Genomic DNA, 16,733 nt, shown 5'->3' with positions numbered 1-16,733 from the left:
GCAGGGGGCCCGACCCACCCGCCGGATCCCGCCGGCCGCGGTGGGGAGGGTCTCGTCTCAGCCGCCGCAGCAGCCTCCGCCGCAGCAGCCGCCCCCGCCGCCCCCGGCGGGGCGCGGGGCGGCCGGGGCGCTCGCCGAGCCGCCCACCGCGACCGTGGACAGCAGTTTGACCGTGTCGTCGTGGCCCGCGGGGCAGGTCGCGGGGGCGGACGACTCCGCCATGGGACGGCTGAGTTCGAAGGTGTCGCCGCAGCTCCGGCAGCGGTACTCGTAACGTGGCATGCGCCCAGGTTAAGCGCCGTGACCGGACACACAGGCCCCCTGGTTTCTCATGTGTTGGTTTCTGTCCCATTCCTGCGCGGAGAAATTGAAAAGATCGCTGATAATTTTGTAGGGCCGCGAGGGCCGCGAGGCGGCTGGGGAACAGGGGGCTGGCAGCCGCGATCGCGGCAGCTGTGTCAACCCGCGCGCGAGCACCACGAAGTGCGGAGGGAGACGCAGTCGTGACCGAGGAACGGCAGGGGGAAGGCCGCCCGGAGGGGGGCCGCCGATCCCGTGACAACCGGGCCACGCCCGGACGCGTGCCGGGCGCCCGCCCGCCCGCGGACGAGACGATGCAGCTCAACGTCGAGGCGCTGCGCGGACGTGACGAGTCGCGCGGCGCCGAGCACGACGACCGGCACGCCGGCGGCCGCGAGGCCCGGCCAGGCCCCGCGGCCGGGCCCGGCGGGCGTTCCGGCGAGAGCCCTGGCGGCGGGTACGCGGGCCGGCGCGACACCGGCCGTGACGAGCGGGACGGCCGCGACGGGCCCGCGGGGCCCGGCGAGCGCGAGGGGCGCGAGACGCGCGACGGACGCGAGGGGCACGGCGTGCGCGACGGGCGTGAGGGGCACGGCGTGCGCGACGGGCGCGGCGTGCGGGGCGGCCGTGACCGGGCGCCGCGGCCCGAGGCCGCCGCCACGCCGCGGCCCCGGCCCGCCGCCACGCCCCGCCCCGACGAGACCATGCAGCTCAGCGTGGAGGCGCTGCGCAAGAAGACCGGCCAGGGCGCCGCGGCCGGCGACAAGGCCGGTCCCGAGCCGCACGAGACCATGCAGCTCAGCGTGGAGGCGCTGCGCAAGAAGACCGGCCAGGGCGCCGCGGCCCGCGACAAGGCCGGTCCCGAGCCGCACGAGACCATGCAGCTGCGCGTCTTCCAGGCCACATCGGCCACCGGTCCGGCCGGCCGGCGCGCCGACCGCCGCAAGCCACGCGGCGGCCCCTGGCTGCCCCGCGCCCTCGCCGGGGCCAGGGCCGCCGCCGCACGGCGGCTCGCCCCGGTCACCCGCCGGCTGGCACCCCTGACCGCCGTGCTCGCGCCGTACGCCCGGAAGCTGAAACCCCTCTACCCGCGTCCCGGCCGCACCGGCTGGCGCCGCTGGATGCCGTCCTGGCGGCAGTGGCTCGGGGCGGCCTTCTCGGCCATCGGCCTGAGCACGCTCCTGCTGGCCGTCGCCTACGCCGCCACCGACATCCCGCAGAACCTCAACACCTACGCCACCCAGCAGGACAACGTCTACTTCTGGTCCGACGGCACCCCCATGGCCCGTACCGGCTGGGTGCAGCGCCAGGCCATGCCGCTGAAGGACATACCCGAGGACGTCCGCTGGGCGGTCCTCGCCGCGGAGAACGAGAGTTTCTACAGCGATCCCGGGATCTCCTTCAAGGGCCTCACCCGCGCCCTGTGGCGCACCGTCGGCAAGGGCGACACCCAGGGCGGATCCACCATTACCCAGCAATACGTCAAGAACGTCTATTTGACGCAGAACCAGACCGTCGGCCGCAAATTCACCGAGGCGATGATCGCCCTCAAGCTCGACAACCGGATGAGCAAGGACCAGATCCTCGAGGGCTATCTCAACACCAGCTGGTTCGGCCGCGGCACCTACGGCATCCAGCGCGCCGCCCAGGCCTACTACGGTAAGGACGTCAGCAAGCTCAACGCCAGCGAGGCCGCCTTCCTCGCCTCCCTGCTCAAGGGCGCCGGCCTGTACGACCCCACCCTCAACCAGGCCAACCACCGCCGCGCCGTCGAGCGCTGGGACTGGATCCTCGACCGCATGGTCAAGATCGGCAAGCTCTCCCCGGACGAGCGCGCCAAGTACCGGACCTTCCCCGAGCCGCTCAGGCGCAATCCGCTCTACGACACCGGCCGGCAGAGCGACTACCTGGTCGAACTGGCCTCCCAGTACGCGAAGAAGGCCGCGCACATATCGGACCGCGAGTTCGACATGGGCGGGCTGCAGATCTACACGACGTTCGACCGCAAACGGGAGGCCACCCTCACCGACGCCGTCACCAAGGCCCGCAAGAAGGCCAAGCAGACCGACCCCGGAAACGCCAGGACCGCCCACTACGGAGCCGCCTCGGTGGCCGCCGACGGCCGCATCCTCGCCGTCTACGGCGGCCCCGACCACCGCACCCAGGGCTTCAACGAGTCCAACGCCACGACCGTGCCGGCCGGTTCGGCCTTCCTGCCCTTCGTCTACGCTGCCGGACTGGAACACGGCGTCACCAAGCAGCGCGGCGCCGCCCCCGAGCCGGTCGAACCGGAGACCCTCTACAACGGAGACGACGCCGTGCCCGTCACCACACCCGAGGGGCCCTACTGGGACCGCAGCGGCCGCAAGGTCGCCGCGCACAACGACGGAAACAAGTCCTGGGGGCGGATCAGCCTGCGCAGGGCCCTGGCCGAGTCCGTGAACACCCCGTTCATGCAGCTCGGCATGGACACCGGCCTCGCCAACGTCAAGCAGACGGCCACCGCCGCCGGGCTGCTGCCCTCCAGCATCGGCCCGCAGGTGCCCGCGCTGTCCCTGGGCAACTCCAGGCCCAGCGCCATCCGCATGGCCAACGGCTACGCCACCTTCGCCGCCGGCGGCCTGCACACCGAGCCGTACTCGGTGCGGCGCGTCACCCGCAACGGCGCCACCGTGAAACTGGACTCCCCGCCCCGCGACCGCGCGGTCTCCGCACGCGTCGCCCAGGCCGTCACCGACGCGCTCGCGGACGCCTTCCGCACCGCCCACCCCACCGGCGCGGCCGGCACCACCCCGGTGGCGGGCAAGGCCGGAACCACGGCGGACGACACGGCCTCCTGGTATGTGGGCACCGCGAAATCGGTGTCGACCGCGGTCGTCGTCTACCGCATGGACCTGTCCAAGAGCCTGGAACCGCTGCCGCTGAAGGGAATCGCGGGAACCGCGGCCGACAGCGTTCCGTACGGCATCTGGTCCAAGGCCATGGACCCGCTCGGCTGACCGTGGCGACCCCGGCGCCGCACCCGCACCCGCACCCGCACCACCTCCCACACCTGTGAGCCGCCCATGAAGTCCGCACCCGGCCGCCGCCGCAAGGCCCGCGCCCGCCGCAGCACCCGCCCCGAGTTCATCACACTGGCCGCGCTGCTCGCCGTCGCCTCCGTCGTGGCCGGATTCCTGGCGCTGGCCCGGCCCGACTCCACCACCCCCACCGCCTCCGCCGGCGCCAAGGGCGGCTCCAAGGGCGCCACGGCCAAGCCCAGCAAGGAACCCGAGTGGGACGGGAAGACCCATGTGCTCGGGGACGGCTCCACCTCGTACACCGGCCCGCAGAAAGGGCAATTGAAGCCCGTACCGCTCAAACCGGGTGAGAAGCCCCCGCAGTTCGTGGTGTTCTCCTGGGACGGCGCCCTCGAGGGCAGCGACCACCTCTTCTCCCACTACCGCGAGCTGGCCGAGCAGTACAACGCCCACATGACGTTCTTCCTCACCGGCATCTACCTGCTGCCCAAGGACAAGAAGAACCTCTACCACCCGCCCATGCACTCCCCGGGCGCCGCCGCCATCGACTACGCCACCGACGAGCACATCCGGGAGACCCTCGAACAGCTCCGCCTCTCCTACGAGCAGGGCAACGAGATCGGCACCCACTTCAACGGCCACTTCTGCGACGCCAAGGGCGGCGGCGACTGGAGCGTCCAGGAGTGGAAGAGCGAGATCGACCAGTTCTTCTCCTTCGCCGAGAAGTGGAAGACCAACACCGGCTTCACCGACATCCCCCCGCTGCCCTTCGACTTCCGCAAGGAGGTCGCCGGCGGACGCGCCCCCTGCCTCGAGGGCCAGCCCAACCTGCTGAAGGCCATCAAGAGCTACGGCTGGCGCTACGACGCCTCCTCGCCCGGCGACTTCCAGATATGGCCGGCCAAGAAGAACGGCATATGGGACTTCCCGCTGCAGATGCTGCCCTACGAGGACGGCAAGTACCAGGGACTGTCCATGGACTTCAACTTCCTCTACAACCAGTCCAAGGGCGAGACCAAGGGCAACCCCGCCCAGTACCCCCAGTGGGAACAGCAGACCGTCGCCTCCTACATGGCCGGCTTCAACCGCGTCTACTACGGCAGCCGCGCACCGCTGTTCGTCGGCAACCACTTCGAGGACTGGAACGGCGGAATCTACATGAAGGCCATCGACCAGGTCGTCAAGAACGTATGCACCAAACAGGGCGTCAAGTGCGTGTCCTTCAAGGAACTCGCCGACTGGCTCGACGCGCAGAAACCCGAGACCCTGCAGGCCCTGCGCTCCCTCGACCCGGCACAGGAACCCGACTGGTCCCAGGTGGTCAAGTGACGCGGATAACCCCTTGATTCCACTTGCGCACACCCTCTTCACAACGGTCACTGCCGTCGTGCGAAGATGCGACAGCCCGGTAGGTGTACCGGCGTAGAGGGGAACGTAGATTGAAATCAAGGAAATTGAGCCGTAAGCGGCGCCGCGTCGCCATAGTGTCGGCTGCCGCCGCCTCGCTGGTGGCCGGCGTGGCCCTCGTGCCGAACTGGAGCGCGGGCGCGGCCGTCACCGACGACCCGACGGTGGACGCGGCGACCAAGGCCACCTTCCAGAAGCTCGCCGACGCGGTCTTCACCGACCGCACCCAGGCCCTGGTGGACGACGGCAGCAGCACGAAGAACGGCAAGCGCCGCACCGCCGGCTTCTCCGGCAAGGTCCGCCTGTCCGGCACCCAGACCCACGTGGAGAGCTCCGCGCTCTCCCAGCTGCGCGGCCGCAAGTCCCGCCTGGCACAGCTGGGCGAGAAGTACAGCGCCGGCAACACCACCGTCACGCTGGACGCCACCCAGGTCAAGGGCCGCAACGCCAAGGTCGCCGTCACCGAGAGCACCACCCTGACCTACAAGAAGGTGCGCGGCACCGAGCCGAAGACCACCGGCTTCCAGGCCCACCACGAGCTGACGTTCCGCGCCGACTCGCACGGCAACTGGCAGCTGACCGGCATCCGCGACACCGACGACGGCGTCGCCGTCAACCAGGTCGCCGCGCCGGCCCCGCAGGTCGCCGCCACGCCCGACGACGACAACCCGCCCGAGGCGCCCCGCTCGTCCACCGCGAGCAACGCCCCGGCCAACAAGAAGAACCTGACCTCCGGTACCTACGACTACAAGGCCATGGCCGCGTACGCGCAGAAGTACTGGAGCAAGTACAACCCGGACTACCCGGACTTCAACGGCCACGGAGCCGGCGGCGACTGCACCAACTTCGTCAGCCAGGCCCTCAAGGCCGGCGGCTGGAAGCACGTACCCGGCTACACGTACGACTTCCACAAGTGGTTCGGCAACTCCGAGATCCAGTCCGACTCGTTCGTCGGTGTGAACGAGTTCTCCTGGTTCGCCCTGTCCTCCAAGCGGGTCACCAGCCTGCCCTACGTCTACCAGGCCGACATCGGTGACGTACTGCAGATGGACTTCAACAAGGACGGGTCCAAGGACCACACCATGATCGTCACCTACCGCAGCCCGCAGGGCGTGCCGTACGTGTCGTACCACTCCACCAACACCTACAACAGGTCGGTGGCGAGCCTCATCGCGTCCTACCCCAACGCGGCGTACTACGCCTACCGCACCTGACGCGTCACCCGCCGAGCGGGGACCGGCACCACCTCAGTGACCGGCTCCCCGCTCCTCGCGGATCTGCGTGACCACCCGGGCCGCCGTCGCCCGGACCGCCTCGGTCTCCGTAAGGAAGTGCCAGTAGTCCGGGTGGCGGCCCTCCAGACCCGCCACCGCCCGCTCCAGCCGGGCCACCGCCTCGTCCAGCGGCCGCGCGTGCCGCGGATCCGGCGTCGTACGCCCCGTCATCGCCAGCCGCTGCGCGTCCCGCACCGCGAACCGCGTCCGCTCGATCTCCGCCTGCGGATCCTTCTGCACCGCGTTCAGCCGCGCCAGCCGGTCCCCGGCGGCCGACACCGCCTCGTCCGTCGCGTTCAGCAGCGCCCGCACCGTCGACAACAGCGCCGTGGCGTCCGGCCACCGCTGCGCCTGACGCGCCGCCTGCGCCTCCTGAAGCTTCCCCTCGGCCTGCCGGACACTGTCCGCGGCCTGCCGCGGCACCTGCTGCAGATCCTGCCAGCACGCCGCCGTGAACCGCCGCCGCAGCTCGCTCAGCACCGGCTCCACCTGCCCCGCCCGCGTCGTCAGCGCCTGCGCCCGGGTCCGCAGCGACACCAGCCGGTGATCGATCTCGGCCGCCCGTTCCGGCAGCCGCCCCGCCTCCGCCCGGATCGCCTCCGCCTCCCGCGCCACCCGCTCGGCACGCTCCAGCGTCGGCTGCACACCGTGCTGCCCCGCACCCTGGTTCAGCTTCGTCAGCTCCGGCGACAGCGCCGCCAGCCGGGCCGCCAGATCGTCCGCCCGCAGACCGGAGCCGCGCACCGCGTCCAGCGCGTCGCTCGCGCCCCGCAGCGCCTGCCGGGCCCGCTCCACCGCGGGCGCCAGCCGCGCCAGCTGCGTCTCGGCCTTGCCGAGCAACGGCCCCAGACCACCGCTGAAACGGTCCAGCTCCCGCTTGACGTTCTCCAGCTCGTCCTTCGCCCGGGTCAGCTCGGCGCGCGCCCGCGCGGCCGCCGCCGCCTCCAGGTCGTCCCGGTCCAGGTCCTGGGCGTCCACCGCGTCGATGTAGCGCGAACTGGCCTCGTCGATCCGCCGGCCCAGCGCCTCGAAGTCGGCGACCGCGCGGCGCGCGGCGGGCGAGTCGTCGACCGCCGTGATGGTCTCCATCGAGATCCGCAGATCACGCTGGGCGGTGTCCAGTTCGTAGAACGCGGCGGCCGCGGCGTCCTTCGCCGCCTGCGCCTCGGCCCGCTGACTCTCCGCCCGCCCCCCGAACCAGCGCCGCGTGCCGCCCCCGGCGAACGCGCCCGGCACCACCAGGACGGCGACCACCGGCAGGGCCACCAGCACCAGCACGTCACGAGCGGCCCTCAGCCCGGACCCGGCGCCCCCGCCACTCCGGACCCGCCCGCCGTCGCTCCGGACCCGCCCGCCGCCGCGCCGGGCTCCCCACGGCCGCGGTCGCCCCGCTCGCGGCACCGGCCACGGCGAGTACGGCCGCGCAGCTGTCGCCCGTGTCGCCGGTGTCGCCGTCACATGTCTCTCCCGTGCCGTAATCCGCCCTGCGTGGGAAACATTCTCCCATTCGTACAGGACGAACACACGGGCCGGTCAGTTCGCCGTACGCACCGTGATGTTCCCGTCGCCGGTCCGGGCGGACACCACGTGCCGGCTGCCGTCGTCGCGCGGCACCGACACCTGCGCGGAGCCGTCACCGGTCCGCGTGGTCACGCGATACGCGGCACGCGGCAGCGCCACCGTCACCGAGCCGTCCCCGGAGCGCGCCTCCACCAGGTCCGGCACGGCACCGAGTTGGAGCCGCACCGAACCGTCCGCCGTGGTGGCCCGCACCCGCCGTGAGGCGACCTCCGCCCGCACGGACCCGTCGCCCGAGCGCAGCTCCAGCGGCCCGGTGGTGTCCGTGACGTGCACGGACCCGTCGGACGTACGGACGCTCAGCGCGTCCCGGAACCCGCGCGCCCGCACGCTTCCGTCCTCCTCCTCGACCTTCACGGCGACCCCGGGCGGGACCTCGATCCGGTGCCGGGCCGAGCAGTCGGCGACGATCCCCGAGCACTTCGTCCGCAGCACCAGCCGGTCGTCCTTCATCGCCCACGTCACCCGGGGCTCCCCGCCGGCCACCACCCTCCCCTGGAACCACCGGGTCACCCGCACGGTCCCCGCCCGGTTGCCGTCGGCGGCGACGATCTCCAGAGCCGAGTCGTCGGAGTCCACGGTCAGCGTGGTCCCGCGCAGCGCGAAGGACCGGTGGTCGGGGTCCTTGTCGTCCCCGGCGGAGGCCCCGCACGCGGAGACCGCGCCCACGACGGCCAGCACGACCCCGGCGACGGCGGCGGAGCGAACGGCAACGGAACGGCGGATCATGACGGTCTCCCCCTGTGACGGACGAAGAGCCCTTCCCGGCTCCCTCCGACCGTACGAACCCCCGCCCCCACCGGGGAATCCGGACCACTCCCCGGCCCATGGTGGGGTTAGCCCCCGCAGGCGGCGTTCCGGCACGACGAAGGCCCGGGTCCGTGGATTCCCTCTCCACGAACCCGGGCCCTGCGTGCGGCCTTCGACTGGTGGGCGCGGACGGTTTCGAACCGCCGACATCCTGCTTGTAAGGCAGGCGCTCTACCCCTGAGCTACGCACCCGCGGCGAGTCGACAGCCTACCTTGCCTCGGGGAGTGCCCCGCAAACCCGTTGCCCGGTCCCCGGGGCCGGAGTGGACGTGCGCGACACGGGTGACAGCCGCTGGTCGATCACCCGGCGTCGCGCTCCAGGTGCCCGTCATGGGCCTCGTCCCCGCTCACGCGTCCTCGTCCCCGCTCGGTGGTGATTCGTGGGCGTGCTTGAGGCGGCTGCGGGCCTCTATGCCGTCCGGGCCGGTGAACTGCGACCAGTACCGGTGGGTGGTGACGAACACCGCGAGTTCGTGCTCGCGCCGGCGGAGCTTCTCCACCTCCGCCTGTTCGTCGGCGGTCCAGCCCGGTGAGGCGGGGCGCTCGACCTTGCGCCAGCCGCCGTCGTCGCTGAAGCCGTCCAGCGGCTCGACCGACCAGGGCAGCCGTTTGAGCAGGGCCGACAGCTCGGCCCGGACCTGATGCAGCTCCTCCTGACCGGCGAGGAGGTCACTCGGGAAGTCATAGGTCGTAGCCACGCGGCAATGCTACGCCTGTTCGAATTTGTGGGGCGAGTTCCGCAGGAGGGTTCATGCGTTCGAGCGAGCCGGACGGCGGGCCGGATTGTCGGACCCCTGTCCTACGGTGGCTTCCATGGACGAGACAGGGGTGGACGGCGTACGGCTCGAACCGTGGTCCCAGGACGACTTCTGGCTGCTGCGGCTGCACAACAGTCCCGGGATGACGGCGCATCTGGGCGGCCCGGAGACCGAGGGGCAGCTCGCGGCGCGGCACCGGCGCTATCTGGAGCTGTCCGCGGGGCGGATGTTCCGGATCGTCCTCGCCGACGGAGGGGAGAGCGCGGGGGCGATCGGGTTCTGGGAGCGCGAGTGGCGGGAGGGGACGGTGTGGGAGACCGGCTGGGCGGTCTCGCCGGGCTTCCAGGGGCGGGGCGTCGCGGGGCGGGCGGCCCGGGCCGTGCTGGCCGAGGCGCGGACCGCCGGTGCCCACCGGTACGTGCACGCCTTCCCGAAGCTGGAGCACGCCGCGTCGAACGGGGTGTGCCGCCGTGCCGGGTTCACCCTGCTCGGGCCGGTGGACTTCGAGTATCCGAAGGGCAACTGGATCAGATCGAACGACTGGCGGGCCGACCTCGGGGGCTGAGGGCATGTGCGGCTGCTCGGGTGAGGGTGCGGGGGCGTGCGGCGGTGCGCCCGGGCGTTGGTGCGCCCGGGCGGGACGGTCACAGGCGGACCGAGGCGCCGGGTGCGAGCAGGTGCAGGCGTTCGGCGAGCCCGGCCGCGGCGAAGGCCTTCGTCAGCGACTCGCCGTCCTCCGTGAAGTGCCCCCAGTGCTCGAAGTGCAGCGGTACGACGTGACGGGCGCCGAGGAGGCGTGCCGCCTCGGCGGCCTGCTCGCTGGTGAGGGTCAGCGGGGCGTCCGGCACGAGGGGGGTGCGGGCCGCGCCGGCGAACAGCACGGCGATGTCGAACGGGCCGTGGCGGCCGGCGATCTCGCGCACCAGGCCGAGCGAGGCGTTGTCGCCGCTGACATAGATCCTGGGCAGGCCCTCGCCGCTCAGTACAAACCCGGTGACCTCGCCGACCAGGGGTTCCGAGCCGGACGGGCCGTGCAGGGCGGGTGCGGCGGTGACGCGCAGGGTGCCGCCGGCCGGAAGCGGGAGGTCGGTGTGCTGCCAGGGGGACAGGGCCCGCACCGGGGCGCCGAGGCGGGCGCCGGCGGCGGGGGTGGACAGCACGAGGGGAGCCTGCGCGAGGTGGGCGCGGCCGGCGCCGTCGAGGTTGTCCGGGTGCTGGTCGTGGGAGAGCAGTACGGCGTCCACCGGTCCGACGGCGGCGGGCGCGAGGGCCGGGCCGGCCGTCTTGACCAGCTTGCGGCTGCCGACCGGGTACTCGCCGGGGGCGTCGAAGGTGGGATCGGTGAGCAGGCGCAGGCCGGCGAGTTCGATCACGGCGGTGGGGCCGCCGACGTAGGTGATCTGCACGGTGGTCATGGCCGGTCCAAGGGGATCGGGAACGGAGCTATTCCCTCCGGGGAGAACGGGAGAGACTGGGGTCATGTGCCGGAGTATCAGGACACTGCGCCCGCCCGCGTTGCCCGAGGAGGCGACGGAGGAGGAGATCCGGGCGGCGGCGCTGCAGTTCGTGCGGAAGGTCTCGGGGTTCCGGGCGCCCGCCGCGCACAACCGGGAGGTCTTCGACCGGGCGGTCGACACGATCGCCCGGGCCACGGGCGAGCTCCTGGCCGGGCTGGAGGTGCGGGGGGCCCGCAAGGCCGGGTGAGGTGACGCGGCCGGGTGCGGCGGTGGCGGGACCGGGCGCCGGGTGCGCGGTGGCGCCGTGCCCCGGGCGGTGAGGGCCCGCCGCGGGCGCGCCGTGTCCTCAGGCCTGGCGGGGCCTGGGCTCCCGGCGCATCAGGTACGTCGCTCCCGCCCCCGCGCCGAACAGCGCCGCCACCGACACCGCCGTGGCCAGCCACGCCGCGCCCAGCCAGCGGGTGCCGAAGTAGCCGAGGGCCACGCTGTACGTCGCCCAGGCCAGGCCGGCCAGGGCGGACCAGGGCAGGAACTCGCGGACGCGGCGGTGGGTGGCGCCGGCGCTGAAGGAGACGACCGAGCGGCCGGCCGGGGCGAACCGGGCCAGCACGACCAGCGCACCGCCGCCGTTCCTGGACAGGGCCGCGCCGAGTCGTTCCTGCGCGGTGCTCAGCCGGCGCGAGCGGGAGATCGCGCGGTCCAGCCGGCCGCCGCCGCGCCGGGCCAGCCGGTAGGCGACGAGGTCGCCGAGCACGGACGCCGTGGCCGCGCACAGGATCAGCGCCAGGATGTCGGGGACGTCGTGCGGCACCTGCCCGGTCGCGACCCCCGAACCGGCCGCCGAGCCCGCTGCCGCCGCCGTGGCCGCGGTGACGATCAGGACACCGCTCGGCAGGACCGGCAGGAACACGTCGAGCAGCACGGACAGGGCCACCACGCCATAGATCCATGGAGCGCTGGTGACCGAGGCCGAGGCCACCCTCTCCACGCTTTCCAGCACGCGAACTCCCTTGACTCCCCCCGTGGCCGTACCGAACGCCGCGGTGTCGCGGGGGAGCGGCAGGAGCGGCCTGTGAACAGCCATACAGCGTACGCCGGGGGAGTGACGGGTGATTCACGGGGGGCTCACGTGTTCGTCACGCTCCCTCACGCACCGTAGGAGACGTCCGTACGGCGACCCCGGTACGGCGACTCCCGCACGACAACTCCCGTACCCGCGCCCGTCGCTGACGTCCCCTCAAGTGCACCGCGCGCTCCTGACGCCACGCCCGGCCGCCGCCCCGCCCGGCCGTCACGTCGCGCCACTGCCGTCCGCCGGCGGCGGGGTGAGGTCCCGGTCCGTGACCGTCTCCAGGAGGGTCCGGCCGCCCTTGTCCGCCCGGGCGCGCTCCAGCCGCAGCCGGGCCGAACGGCCGCGCAGCGTCAGGGTCATGAGCTGGTTGCCGAACCAGGGGCCGCCCGTCCGGCGCCAGCTCACCGGCGGCCGGGCGCAGCGCCCGTGCCGGGCGAGCAGCCGGCCGAGCGCCCGGGCCGGTGCGCTCCAGCCGAAGCGGAAGCCGAGCCGGATCGACAGCGGCACCGAGTTGTGGACGGGGGAGCAGGTGAGCTGCAGCACCCGGGCGTCCACGGACCGGGCGCGCCATGCCGGTTCGGCGATGTAGGCGTGGTGGACGTCCCCGGAGAGCACGGCGACGGTCGCGGGGGCCGCCGGTCCGGAGGCGGCCTCGCCGAGCAGGTCGGCCAGCGCCGCGAAGGATTCCGGGAAGGCCGGCCAGTGCTCCAGGTCGGCGCCCCGTCGCAGCCGTTCCCCGATCCGGGCCCACCGGGCGCCGCGTCCGCCGCGGCACAGCGCGGCGTCCCAGGCCTCGGCGTGGTGCACCAGGTGCGGCAGCAGCCAGGGCAGCGAGGTGCCGATCAGCAGGTGGTCGCGGCCTTCGGGGTCCTCCAGCGCCTGGGTGCGCAGCCAGTCGGCCTCCGCGGGGTGCAGCATCGCCCGGCGGTCCTCGTCGAGGACGCGGGCGGCGCGTGAGTCGACCATCAGCAGCCGGACCCGGCCGAAGTCGCGCCGGTAGCTCCAGTGCACCGAGGCGGGGTCGGCGTCGGCCCGGGCGGCGAAGGCACGCAGCACGTCGGTGCCGTCGGGGGTGGCGCGTACGGCGGCGTAGAGCGGGTCCTCGGCCAGGGCGGTGGGGGAGAGGTTGCCCAGGTGCTGGTGCACCCAGTACGACATCAGGCCGCTCAGCAGGCGTTCCTGCCACCAGTCGGTGGCCCGCATGTCGGCGAGCCAGGAAGCGGAGGTGTTCCAGTCGTCGACGACGTCGTGGTCGTCGAAGATCATGCAGCTGGGCACGGTGGACAGCAGCCAGCGCACCTCCGGGTCGAGCCAGGACTCGTAGTAGAGCCGGGTGTACTCCTCGTAGTCGGCGACCTGGCTGCCGGGGGCGTCGGCCAGGCCCCGGCGGGCGGCCAGCCAGCGCCGGGTGTCCGCGGAGGTCTCGTCGGCGTACACCTGGTCGCCGAGGAGCAGCAGGACGTCCGGGCGTTCGCCGCCGGCGGCGATCCGCGCGGCCAGGGTGTCGAGGGCGTCGGGGCCGACCGGGTCGTGGCCGCCGGCCGGGGGTGCGGCCCAGCGGCAGGAGCCGAAGGCGACGCGTACGCCCTCGCCGTCGCCGGCGGGCGCGGTGATGACGGAGGGCGGGAAGCGGGAGCCCGGCGGGGGCCAGACGGGGGCGCCGTCGAGGAGCACCTCGTAGGACGGGGAGGTGCCGGGCGTCAGGCCGGTCACGGGGACGAGGGCGTAGTGGTGGCCCTCGATCTGGAAGGTGTGCGCGGTGCCGCCGGCGCCGTCGGAGCAGCGGACCCGAGCGGTGCAGGGCCGGGTCGTCTCGACCCAGATGGTCGCGGACGCGCCGTCGGCGTACCTCAGCAGTGGTCCCAGGCGCAGTCCGGCCAAGGTGATCACCCTCCTCCGTCGAACGTACGGTATTGAACGACGGGGGAGGGCGGACAGATCCCGGCGATCAGCAGTTGGCGAGGTAGCCCTGCAGCGCGCTCTTCTCGGCCGAGTCGACGGACAGGCCGTAGTAGTACTTCACCTGGACCCAGGCGCGCACGTAGGTGCACCGGTAGGCGGAGCGGGAGGGCATCCAGGTGGCGGGGTCCTGGTCGCCCTTGGCCTGGTTGACGTTGTCGGTGACGGCGATGAGCTGCGGGCGGGTGAGGTCGTTGGCGAACGCCTGGCGCCGGGAGGTGGTCCACTTGCCCGCGCCGGAGTCCCAGGCCTCGGCAAGCGGCACGAGGTGGTCGATGTCGAGGTCGGAGGCGGCGGTCCAGGTGGCGCCGTCGTAGGGGGAGTACCAGCTGCCGCTGGTGGCCGCGCAGGAGGAGTCGGTGACGACGTTGGTGCCGTCGCGCTTGAGGACCGTCTCGCGGGTGTTGCAGGCGCCGCTGACGGTGATCCAGTGCGGGAAGAGGTCGCGGTCGTAGCCGGTGCGGTTCTCGGTGGCGACGGTGAGCTGGGCGAGGTAGCCGCGGGCGGTGGCAGCGCTGACCGGGGTGGGCAGGGCGGCGGAGGCGCTCGGGGAGTTGAAGAGTGCGACGGAGGCTGTCAGCGCGGTGAGCGCGGCGAGTATGCTCAGCCGTCGACGCGCGTAGAACTTCGGCATGTGCGAACTCCCTTGTGGGGTGGGGGTGTTGGGCGCGGGCGAGGACATGTTCGCGGCGCCGCGTTGCCGGGAGGTGTGTGTCCGGTAAGAAGCTAATGACGTGCGCATGACACGACAAGGTTCAGGACCGAACTTTCGTGTCCGCGCCGGCCGGCCCGCCGCCCAGGCCTTGTCCGGCGGGCGGGGTCCGTACGGGTCTGTATGGGTCCGTATGGGCCTGTATGGGTCCGTAAGGGTCCGTACGGGTCACGGAAGGGCCCGGATGAACGGCCGGTGACGTTTCGCGGGGGCCGGTGGCGGGATGCCCGGCTGGTTTTGTACCGTGGAGAAACAAAGTGGCTCCCGCCCGTTTCCCCTGACCGGCGGGCGGGGCCGCCTTGTCCCGCGGGCGCCGTGCGCGCCCTCCACCCGCTCTGCCGCCTTGGAGCTGCCGATGACGGCCACCGCCGTGTTCACCGCCCGCGCCCTCCTGCTGGACATGGACGGCACGCTCGTCAACTCCGACGCCGTCGTCGAACGGATCTGGCGCCGCTGGGCCGGCCGGCACGGGCTGGACGGCGACGAGGTGATGAAGGTCGTCCACGGCCGCCAGGGGCACGCCTCGATGGCGCTGCTGCTGCCCGGCCGGCCCATGGAGCAGAACCTCGCCGACAACGCGCGCATGCTGGCCGCGGAGACCTCCGACATGGACGGCGTGGTGCCGGTGCCCGGCGCGCCGGAGTTCATGGCCGCGCTGCGCGGGCTCCCGCACGCGCTGGTGACCTCGGCCGACGTGGGCCTGTCCACGGCCCGGATGGCCGCGGCCGGCCTGCCCCTGCCGGACGTGCGCGTCACCGCCGAGTCGGTCGGCGCGAGCAAGCCCGACCCCGAGGGCTTCCTGAAGGGCGCCGCCGAACTGGGCGTACGGCCCGCCGACTGCGTGGTCCTCGAGGACTCCGGCGCGGGCATCGCCGCGGGCCGCGCAGCCGGGATGCGGGTGATCGGCGTCGGCCCGCGCGCCGCCCACCACCACCCCGACGCGGTGGTGCCCGACCTGACCCACGTGCGGGTGGAGCCCACGGGGGACGGCGGCGTGCGGCTGTCCGTGCGCCAGTAGGGGGAGCCGGGGGTCTGCCCTCGCGGTCCGGGGTGGGGTGTGTCGGTGTCCGCGCCGGTCAGGGCTGTGACGTCTCCGATTCCAGGCGGGCGCGGGTGGCCGGGGTGGGCTCTGCCCCTGGCGGGCCGTCCGGGGGCGGGCTGTGTGTCGCGGTCCCGGACGGCGCGGAAGCGCCGGTCAGGGCTGTGACGTCTCCGCTTCCAGGCGGGCGCGGGTGGCCGGGCCGTAGACGCCGGGGTCGTCCGCGTCGATGCCCCGGGCCCACTGGTAGGTGCGTACCGAGCCCTCGACCCGGGAGTCGTAGACGCCGTCGCTCCGGCCGACGTACAGGTTCAGCTGGGCCAGACGCTGCTGGAGTTCCGTCACCTCGGGACCGCGGTCGCCGCGGCGCAGGACCGGGGGCGCGGTGGGCGTGGGAGCGGCGGGCGTGGTCGGCGCGGTCCCGGTCGGCGTCGCCGGGGCCGCGGTCCGTCCGCCGTCCGTCGGGGAGGGGGACGGCGACGGCGACGCGTCCGAGGGCGAGGCGGACGGGGACGGCCCGGTGCTCGGGCTCGCCGACGGTGACCGGCTCTCGGCCTGGGGCGCCGCGGACGGCGAGGCGGCGGCCTCCGGCGCGGACGCGGAGGGCGGGTTCGTGGTGCCCCCGTCCGGCACGCCCTGCCGTACCCCCGTGGGAGCGGCGCCGTCCCGGGCCGGGGAGTGGTAGGAGAACAGTCCGCCCGCGAACCCGGCCGCCGCGGCGACCGCGACCACCGCCCCGGACACGGCGAACACGGCGACGGGCCGGCGGCGACGGGCGTCACCGGCCCGGGTCCCCGCCCTCGGCCCCGCCCCGGCCCCCACCGGAGTCCCGTCCCCGGCGTCCGGGTCCGGGCCCGGGGCGGCGTCCAGCCCCGGGCCCGCGAGCGCGGTGCCGGTGCCGGCCCCCTCCGCCGTGCCGGTGCCGGCCGCTTCCCCGCTGCCGGCCGCTTCCGCCGTACCGCCGCCCACTTCTGGCGTACCGTCGTCGCCCGCTTCCGCCGTACCGCCGCCCACTTCCGGCGTACCGCCGCCGACTGCCTCCGCCGTACCGCCATCGGCCGGCTCCCCCGTACCGCCGTCGGCCGGCTCCCCCGTGCCCGCCTCGAAGGTCACGTAGGGACGTATCCGCAGCGGGTCGAAGTCCTCCGCCGCTGCCGCCTCCGCGCTGCGCGTGTCGCGCAGGGCGTCGGCCGCCCGCCGGCCGCAGGCGCACGACGGCGTGTTGTCCATGCTCCGGGGCGCCCCGCACTCCGGGCAGGTGCGCCCCCTCGGCTCCTCCACGCGTGGGTCCCCTCCCGTGCGAACTCCAAGGATTATGCAGATCCTCTCCACACCGTCTCCCCGAAC

Annotated in this window: 15 protein-coding genes and 1 tRNA gene; 6 read left to right on the top strand and 10 right to left on the bottom strand. The window is 73.5% G+C overall.

Annotation, left to right across the window (positions count from 1 at the left end):
* Nucleotides 1-57: 57 nt before the first annotated feature.
* Complete coding sequence (locus ACI2LW_RS22470) at nucleotides 58-282, bottom strand: zinc ribbon domain-containing protein (RefSeq protein ID WP_404732988.1); 225 nt, start codon at nucleotides 280-282, stop codon at nucleotides 58-60.
* A 722-nt stretch (nucleotides 283-1,004) separates the two neighbouring features.
* On the opposite strand from ACI2LW_RS22470, the gene ACI2LW_RS22465 reads away from it, so the two are divergent.
* The 3 genes from ACI2LW_RS22465 to ACI2LW_RS22455 all read left to right on the top strand — a co-directional run bounded on the left by ACI2LW_RS22465 (nucleotide 1,005) and on the right by ACI2LW_RS22455 (nucleotide 5,941).
* The gene (locus tag ACI2LW_RS22465; RefSeq protein WP_404733069.1) at nucleotides 1,005-3,299 is read left to right on the top strand and encodes a transglycosylase domain-containing protein; all 2,295 of its coding nucleotides are present in this window, start codon (nucleotides 1,005-1,007) and stop codon (nucleotides 3,297-3,299) included.
* Nucleotides 3,300-3,365: 66 nt separating this feature from the next.
* Nucleotides 3,366-4,649 carry a hypothetical protein gene (locus tag ACI2LW_RS22460; protein WP_404732987.1) on the top strand — a complete coding sequence of 428 codons (1,284 nt, stop codon included), beginning with the start codon at nucleotides 3,366-3,368 and terminating at the stop codon, nucleotides 4,647-4,649.
* 176 nt (nucleotides 4,650-4,825) lie between these two features.
* Entirely contained in the window at nucleotides 4,826-5,941 is a 1,116-nt protein-coding gene (locus ACI2LW_RS22455; RefSeq protein WP_404733068.1) for an amidase domain-containing protein, read from the top strand.
* 33 nt (nucleotides 5,942-5,974) lie between these two features.
* Here ACI2LW_RS22455 and ACI2LW_RS22450 read toward each other — a convergent pair whose 3' ends face one another.
* The 4 genes from ACI2LW_RS22450 to ACI2LW_RS22435 all read right to left on the bottom strand — a co-directional run bounded on the left by ACI2LW_RS22450 (nucleotide 5,975) and on the right by ACI2LW_RS22435 (nucleotide 9,087).
* Nucleotides 5,975-7,459, bottom strand: a complete 1,485-nt coding sequence (locus ACI2LW_RS22450; protein ID WP_404732986.1) for a hypothetical protein — start codon at nucleotides 7,457-7,459, stop codon at nucleotides 5,975-5,977.
* 75 nt (nucleotides 7,460-7,534) lie between these two features.
* Nucleotides 7,535-8,308 carry a DUF4097 family beta strand repeat-containing protein gene (locus ACI2LW_RS22445; RefSeq protein WP_404732985.1) on the bottom strand — a complete coding sequence of 258 codons (774 nt, stop codon included), beginning with the start codon at nucleotides 8,306-8,308 and terminating at the stop codon, nucleotides 7,535-7,537.
* Nucleotides 8,309-8,506: 198 nt separating this feature from the next.
* Nucleotides 8,507-8,581: transfer RNA gene (locus tag ACI2LW_RS22440), tRNA-Val, on the bottom strand.
* 155 nt (nucleotides 8,582-8,736) lie between these two features.
* Nucleotides 8,737-9,087: a hypothetical protein gene (locus ACI2LW_RS22435; protein WP_404732984.1), complete on the bottom strand. Its 351-nt coding sequence runs from the start codon at nucleotides 9,085-9,087 to the stop codon at nucleotides 8,737-8,739.
* Nucleotides 9,088-9,202: 115 nt separating this feature from the next.
* Here ACI2LW_RS22435 and ACI2LW_RS22430 point away from each other — a divergent pair, with 115 nt between their 5' ends.
* The gene (locus tag ACI2LW_RS22430; protein ID WP_404732983.1) at nucleotides 9,203-9,712 is read left to right on the top strand and encodes a GNAT family N-acetyltransferase; all 510 of its coding nucleotides are present in this window, start codon (nucleotides 9,203-9,205) and stop codon (nucleotides 9,710-9,712) included.
* Between the two features lie 79 nt (nucleotides 9,713-9,791).
* Here ACI2LW_RS22430 and ACI2LW_RS22425 read toward each other — a convergent pair whose 3' ends face one another.
* Nucleotides 9,792-10,562 carry an MBL fold metallo-hydrolase gene (locus ACI2LW_RS22425; protein ID WP_404732982.1) on the bottom strand — a complete coding sequence of 257 codons (771 nt, stop codon included), beginning with the start codon at nucleotides 10,560-10,562 and terminating at the stop codon, nucleotides 9,792-9,794.
* A gap of 64 nt (nucleotides 10,563-10,626) precedes the next feature.
* On the opposite strand from ACI2LW_RS22425, the gene ACI2LW_RS22420 reads away from it, so the two are divergent.
* The gene (locus ACI2LW_RS22420; RefSeq protein WP_404732981.1) at nucleotides 10,627-10,851 is read left to right on the top strand and encodes a DUF2277 domain-containing protein; all 225 of its coding nucleotides are present in this window, start codon (nucleotides 10,627-10,629) and stop codon (nucleotides 10,849-10,851) included.
* Between the two features lie 99 nt (nucleotides 10,852-10,950).
* Here ACI2LW_RS22420 and ACI2LW_RS22415 read toward each other — a convergent pair whose 3' ends face one another.
* The 3 genes from ACI2LW_RS22415 to ACI2LW_RS22405 form a co-directional block, all read right to left on the bottom strand.
* A complete protein-coding gene (locus ACI2LW_RS22415) occupies nucleotides 10,951-11,604 on the bottom strand; it encodes a DedA family protein (RefSeq protein WP_404732980.1) in 654 nt (217 codons plus the stop codon).
* 291 nt (nucleotides 11,605-11,895) lie between these two features.
* Nucleotides 11,896-13,557 (bottom strand): alkaline phosphatase D family protein, encoded by a 1,662-nt coding sequence (locus tag ACI2LW_RS22410; RefSeq protein ID WP_404732979.1) that lies wholly within the window; start codon nucleotides 13,555-13,557, stop codon nucleotides 11,896-11,898.
* A gap of 67 nt (nucleotides 13,558-13,624) precedes the next feature.
* A complete protein-coding gene (locus tag ACI2LW_RS22405; RefSeq protein ID WP_404732978.1) occupies nucleotides 13,625-14,269 on the bottom strand; it encodes an HNH endonuclease family protein in 645 nt (214 codons plus the stop codon).
* A gap of 433 nt (nucleotides 14,270-14,702) precedes the next feature.
* Between ACI2LW_RS22405 and ACI2LW_RS22400 the strand changes: the two genes are divergently transcribed.
* Entirely contained in the window at nucleotides 14,703-15,365 is a 663-nt protein-coding gene (locus ACI2LW_RS22400) for an HAD-IA family hydrolase (RefSeq protein WP_404732977.1), read from the top strand.
* Nucleotides 15,366-15,542: 177 nt separating this feature from the next.
* On the opposite strand, the gene ACI2LW_RS22395 is transcribed toward ACI2LW_RS22400, so the two are convergent.
* Nucleotides 15,543-16,616 carry a peptidoglycan-binding protein gene (locus ACI2LW_RS22395; protein ID WP_404732976.1) on the bottom strand — a complete coding sequence of 358 codons (1,074 nt, stop codon included), beginning with the start codon at nucleotides 16,614-16,616 and terminating at the stop codon, nucleotides 15,543-15,545.
* Nucleotides 16,617-16,733: the final 117 nt, after the last annotated feature.

It is taken from the genome of Streptomyces sp. NPDC004065 (assembly GCF_044903565.1).
Classification (GTDB): Bacteria; Actinomycetota; Actinomycetes; order Streptomycetales; family Streptomycetaceae; genus Streptomyces.
This window is presented reverse-complemented; position numbering and strand designations above follow the sequence as displayed.

Coding starts and splice junctions, on each gene's coding strand:
- ACI2LW_RS22470 (WP_404732988.1), bottom strand. CDS start 282: ATGCCACGTTACGAGTACCGCTGCCGGAGCTGCGGCGACACCTTCGAA.
- ACI2LW_RS22465 (WP_404733069.1), top strand. CDS start 1,005: ATGCAGCTCAGCGTGGAGGCGCTGCGCAAGAAGACCGGCCAGGGCGCC.
- ACI2LW_RS22460 (WP_404732987.1), top strand. CDS start 3,366: ATGAAGTCCGCACCCGGCCGCCGCCGCAAGGCCCGCGCCCGCCGCAGC.
- ACI2LW_RS22445 (WP_404732985.1), bottom strand. CDS start 8,308: ATGATCCGCCGTTCCGTTGCCGTTCGCTCCGCCGCCGTCGCCGGGGTC.
- ACI2LW_RS22430 (WP_404732983.1), top strand. CDS start 9,203: ATGGACGAGACAGGGGTGGACGGCGTACGGCTCGAACCGTGGTCCCAG.
- ACI2LW_RS22425 (WP_404732982.1), bottom strand. CDS start 10,562: ATGACCACCGTGCAGATCACCTACGTCGGCGGCCCCACCGCCGTGATC.
- ACI2LW_RS22420 (WP_404732981.1), top strand. CDS start 10,627: ATGTGCCGGAGTATCAGGACACTGCGCCCGCCCGCGTTGCCCGAGGAG.
- ACI2LW_RS22405 (WP_404732978.1), bottom strand. CDS start 14,269: ATGCCGAAGTTCTACGCGCGTCGACGGCTGAGCATACTCGCCGCGCTC.
- ACI2LW_RS22400 (WP_404732977.1), top strand. CDS start 14,703: ATGACGGCCACCGCCGTGTTCACCGCCCGCGCCCTCCTGCTGGACATG.
- ACI2LW_RS22395 (WP_404732976.1), bottom strand. CDS start 16,616: ATGGACAACACGCCGTCGTGCGCCTGCGGCCGGCGGGCGGCCGACGCC.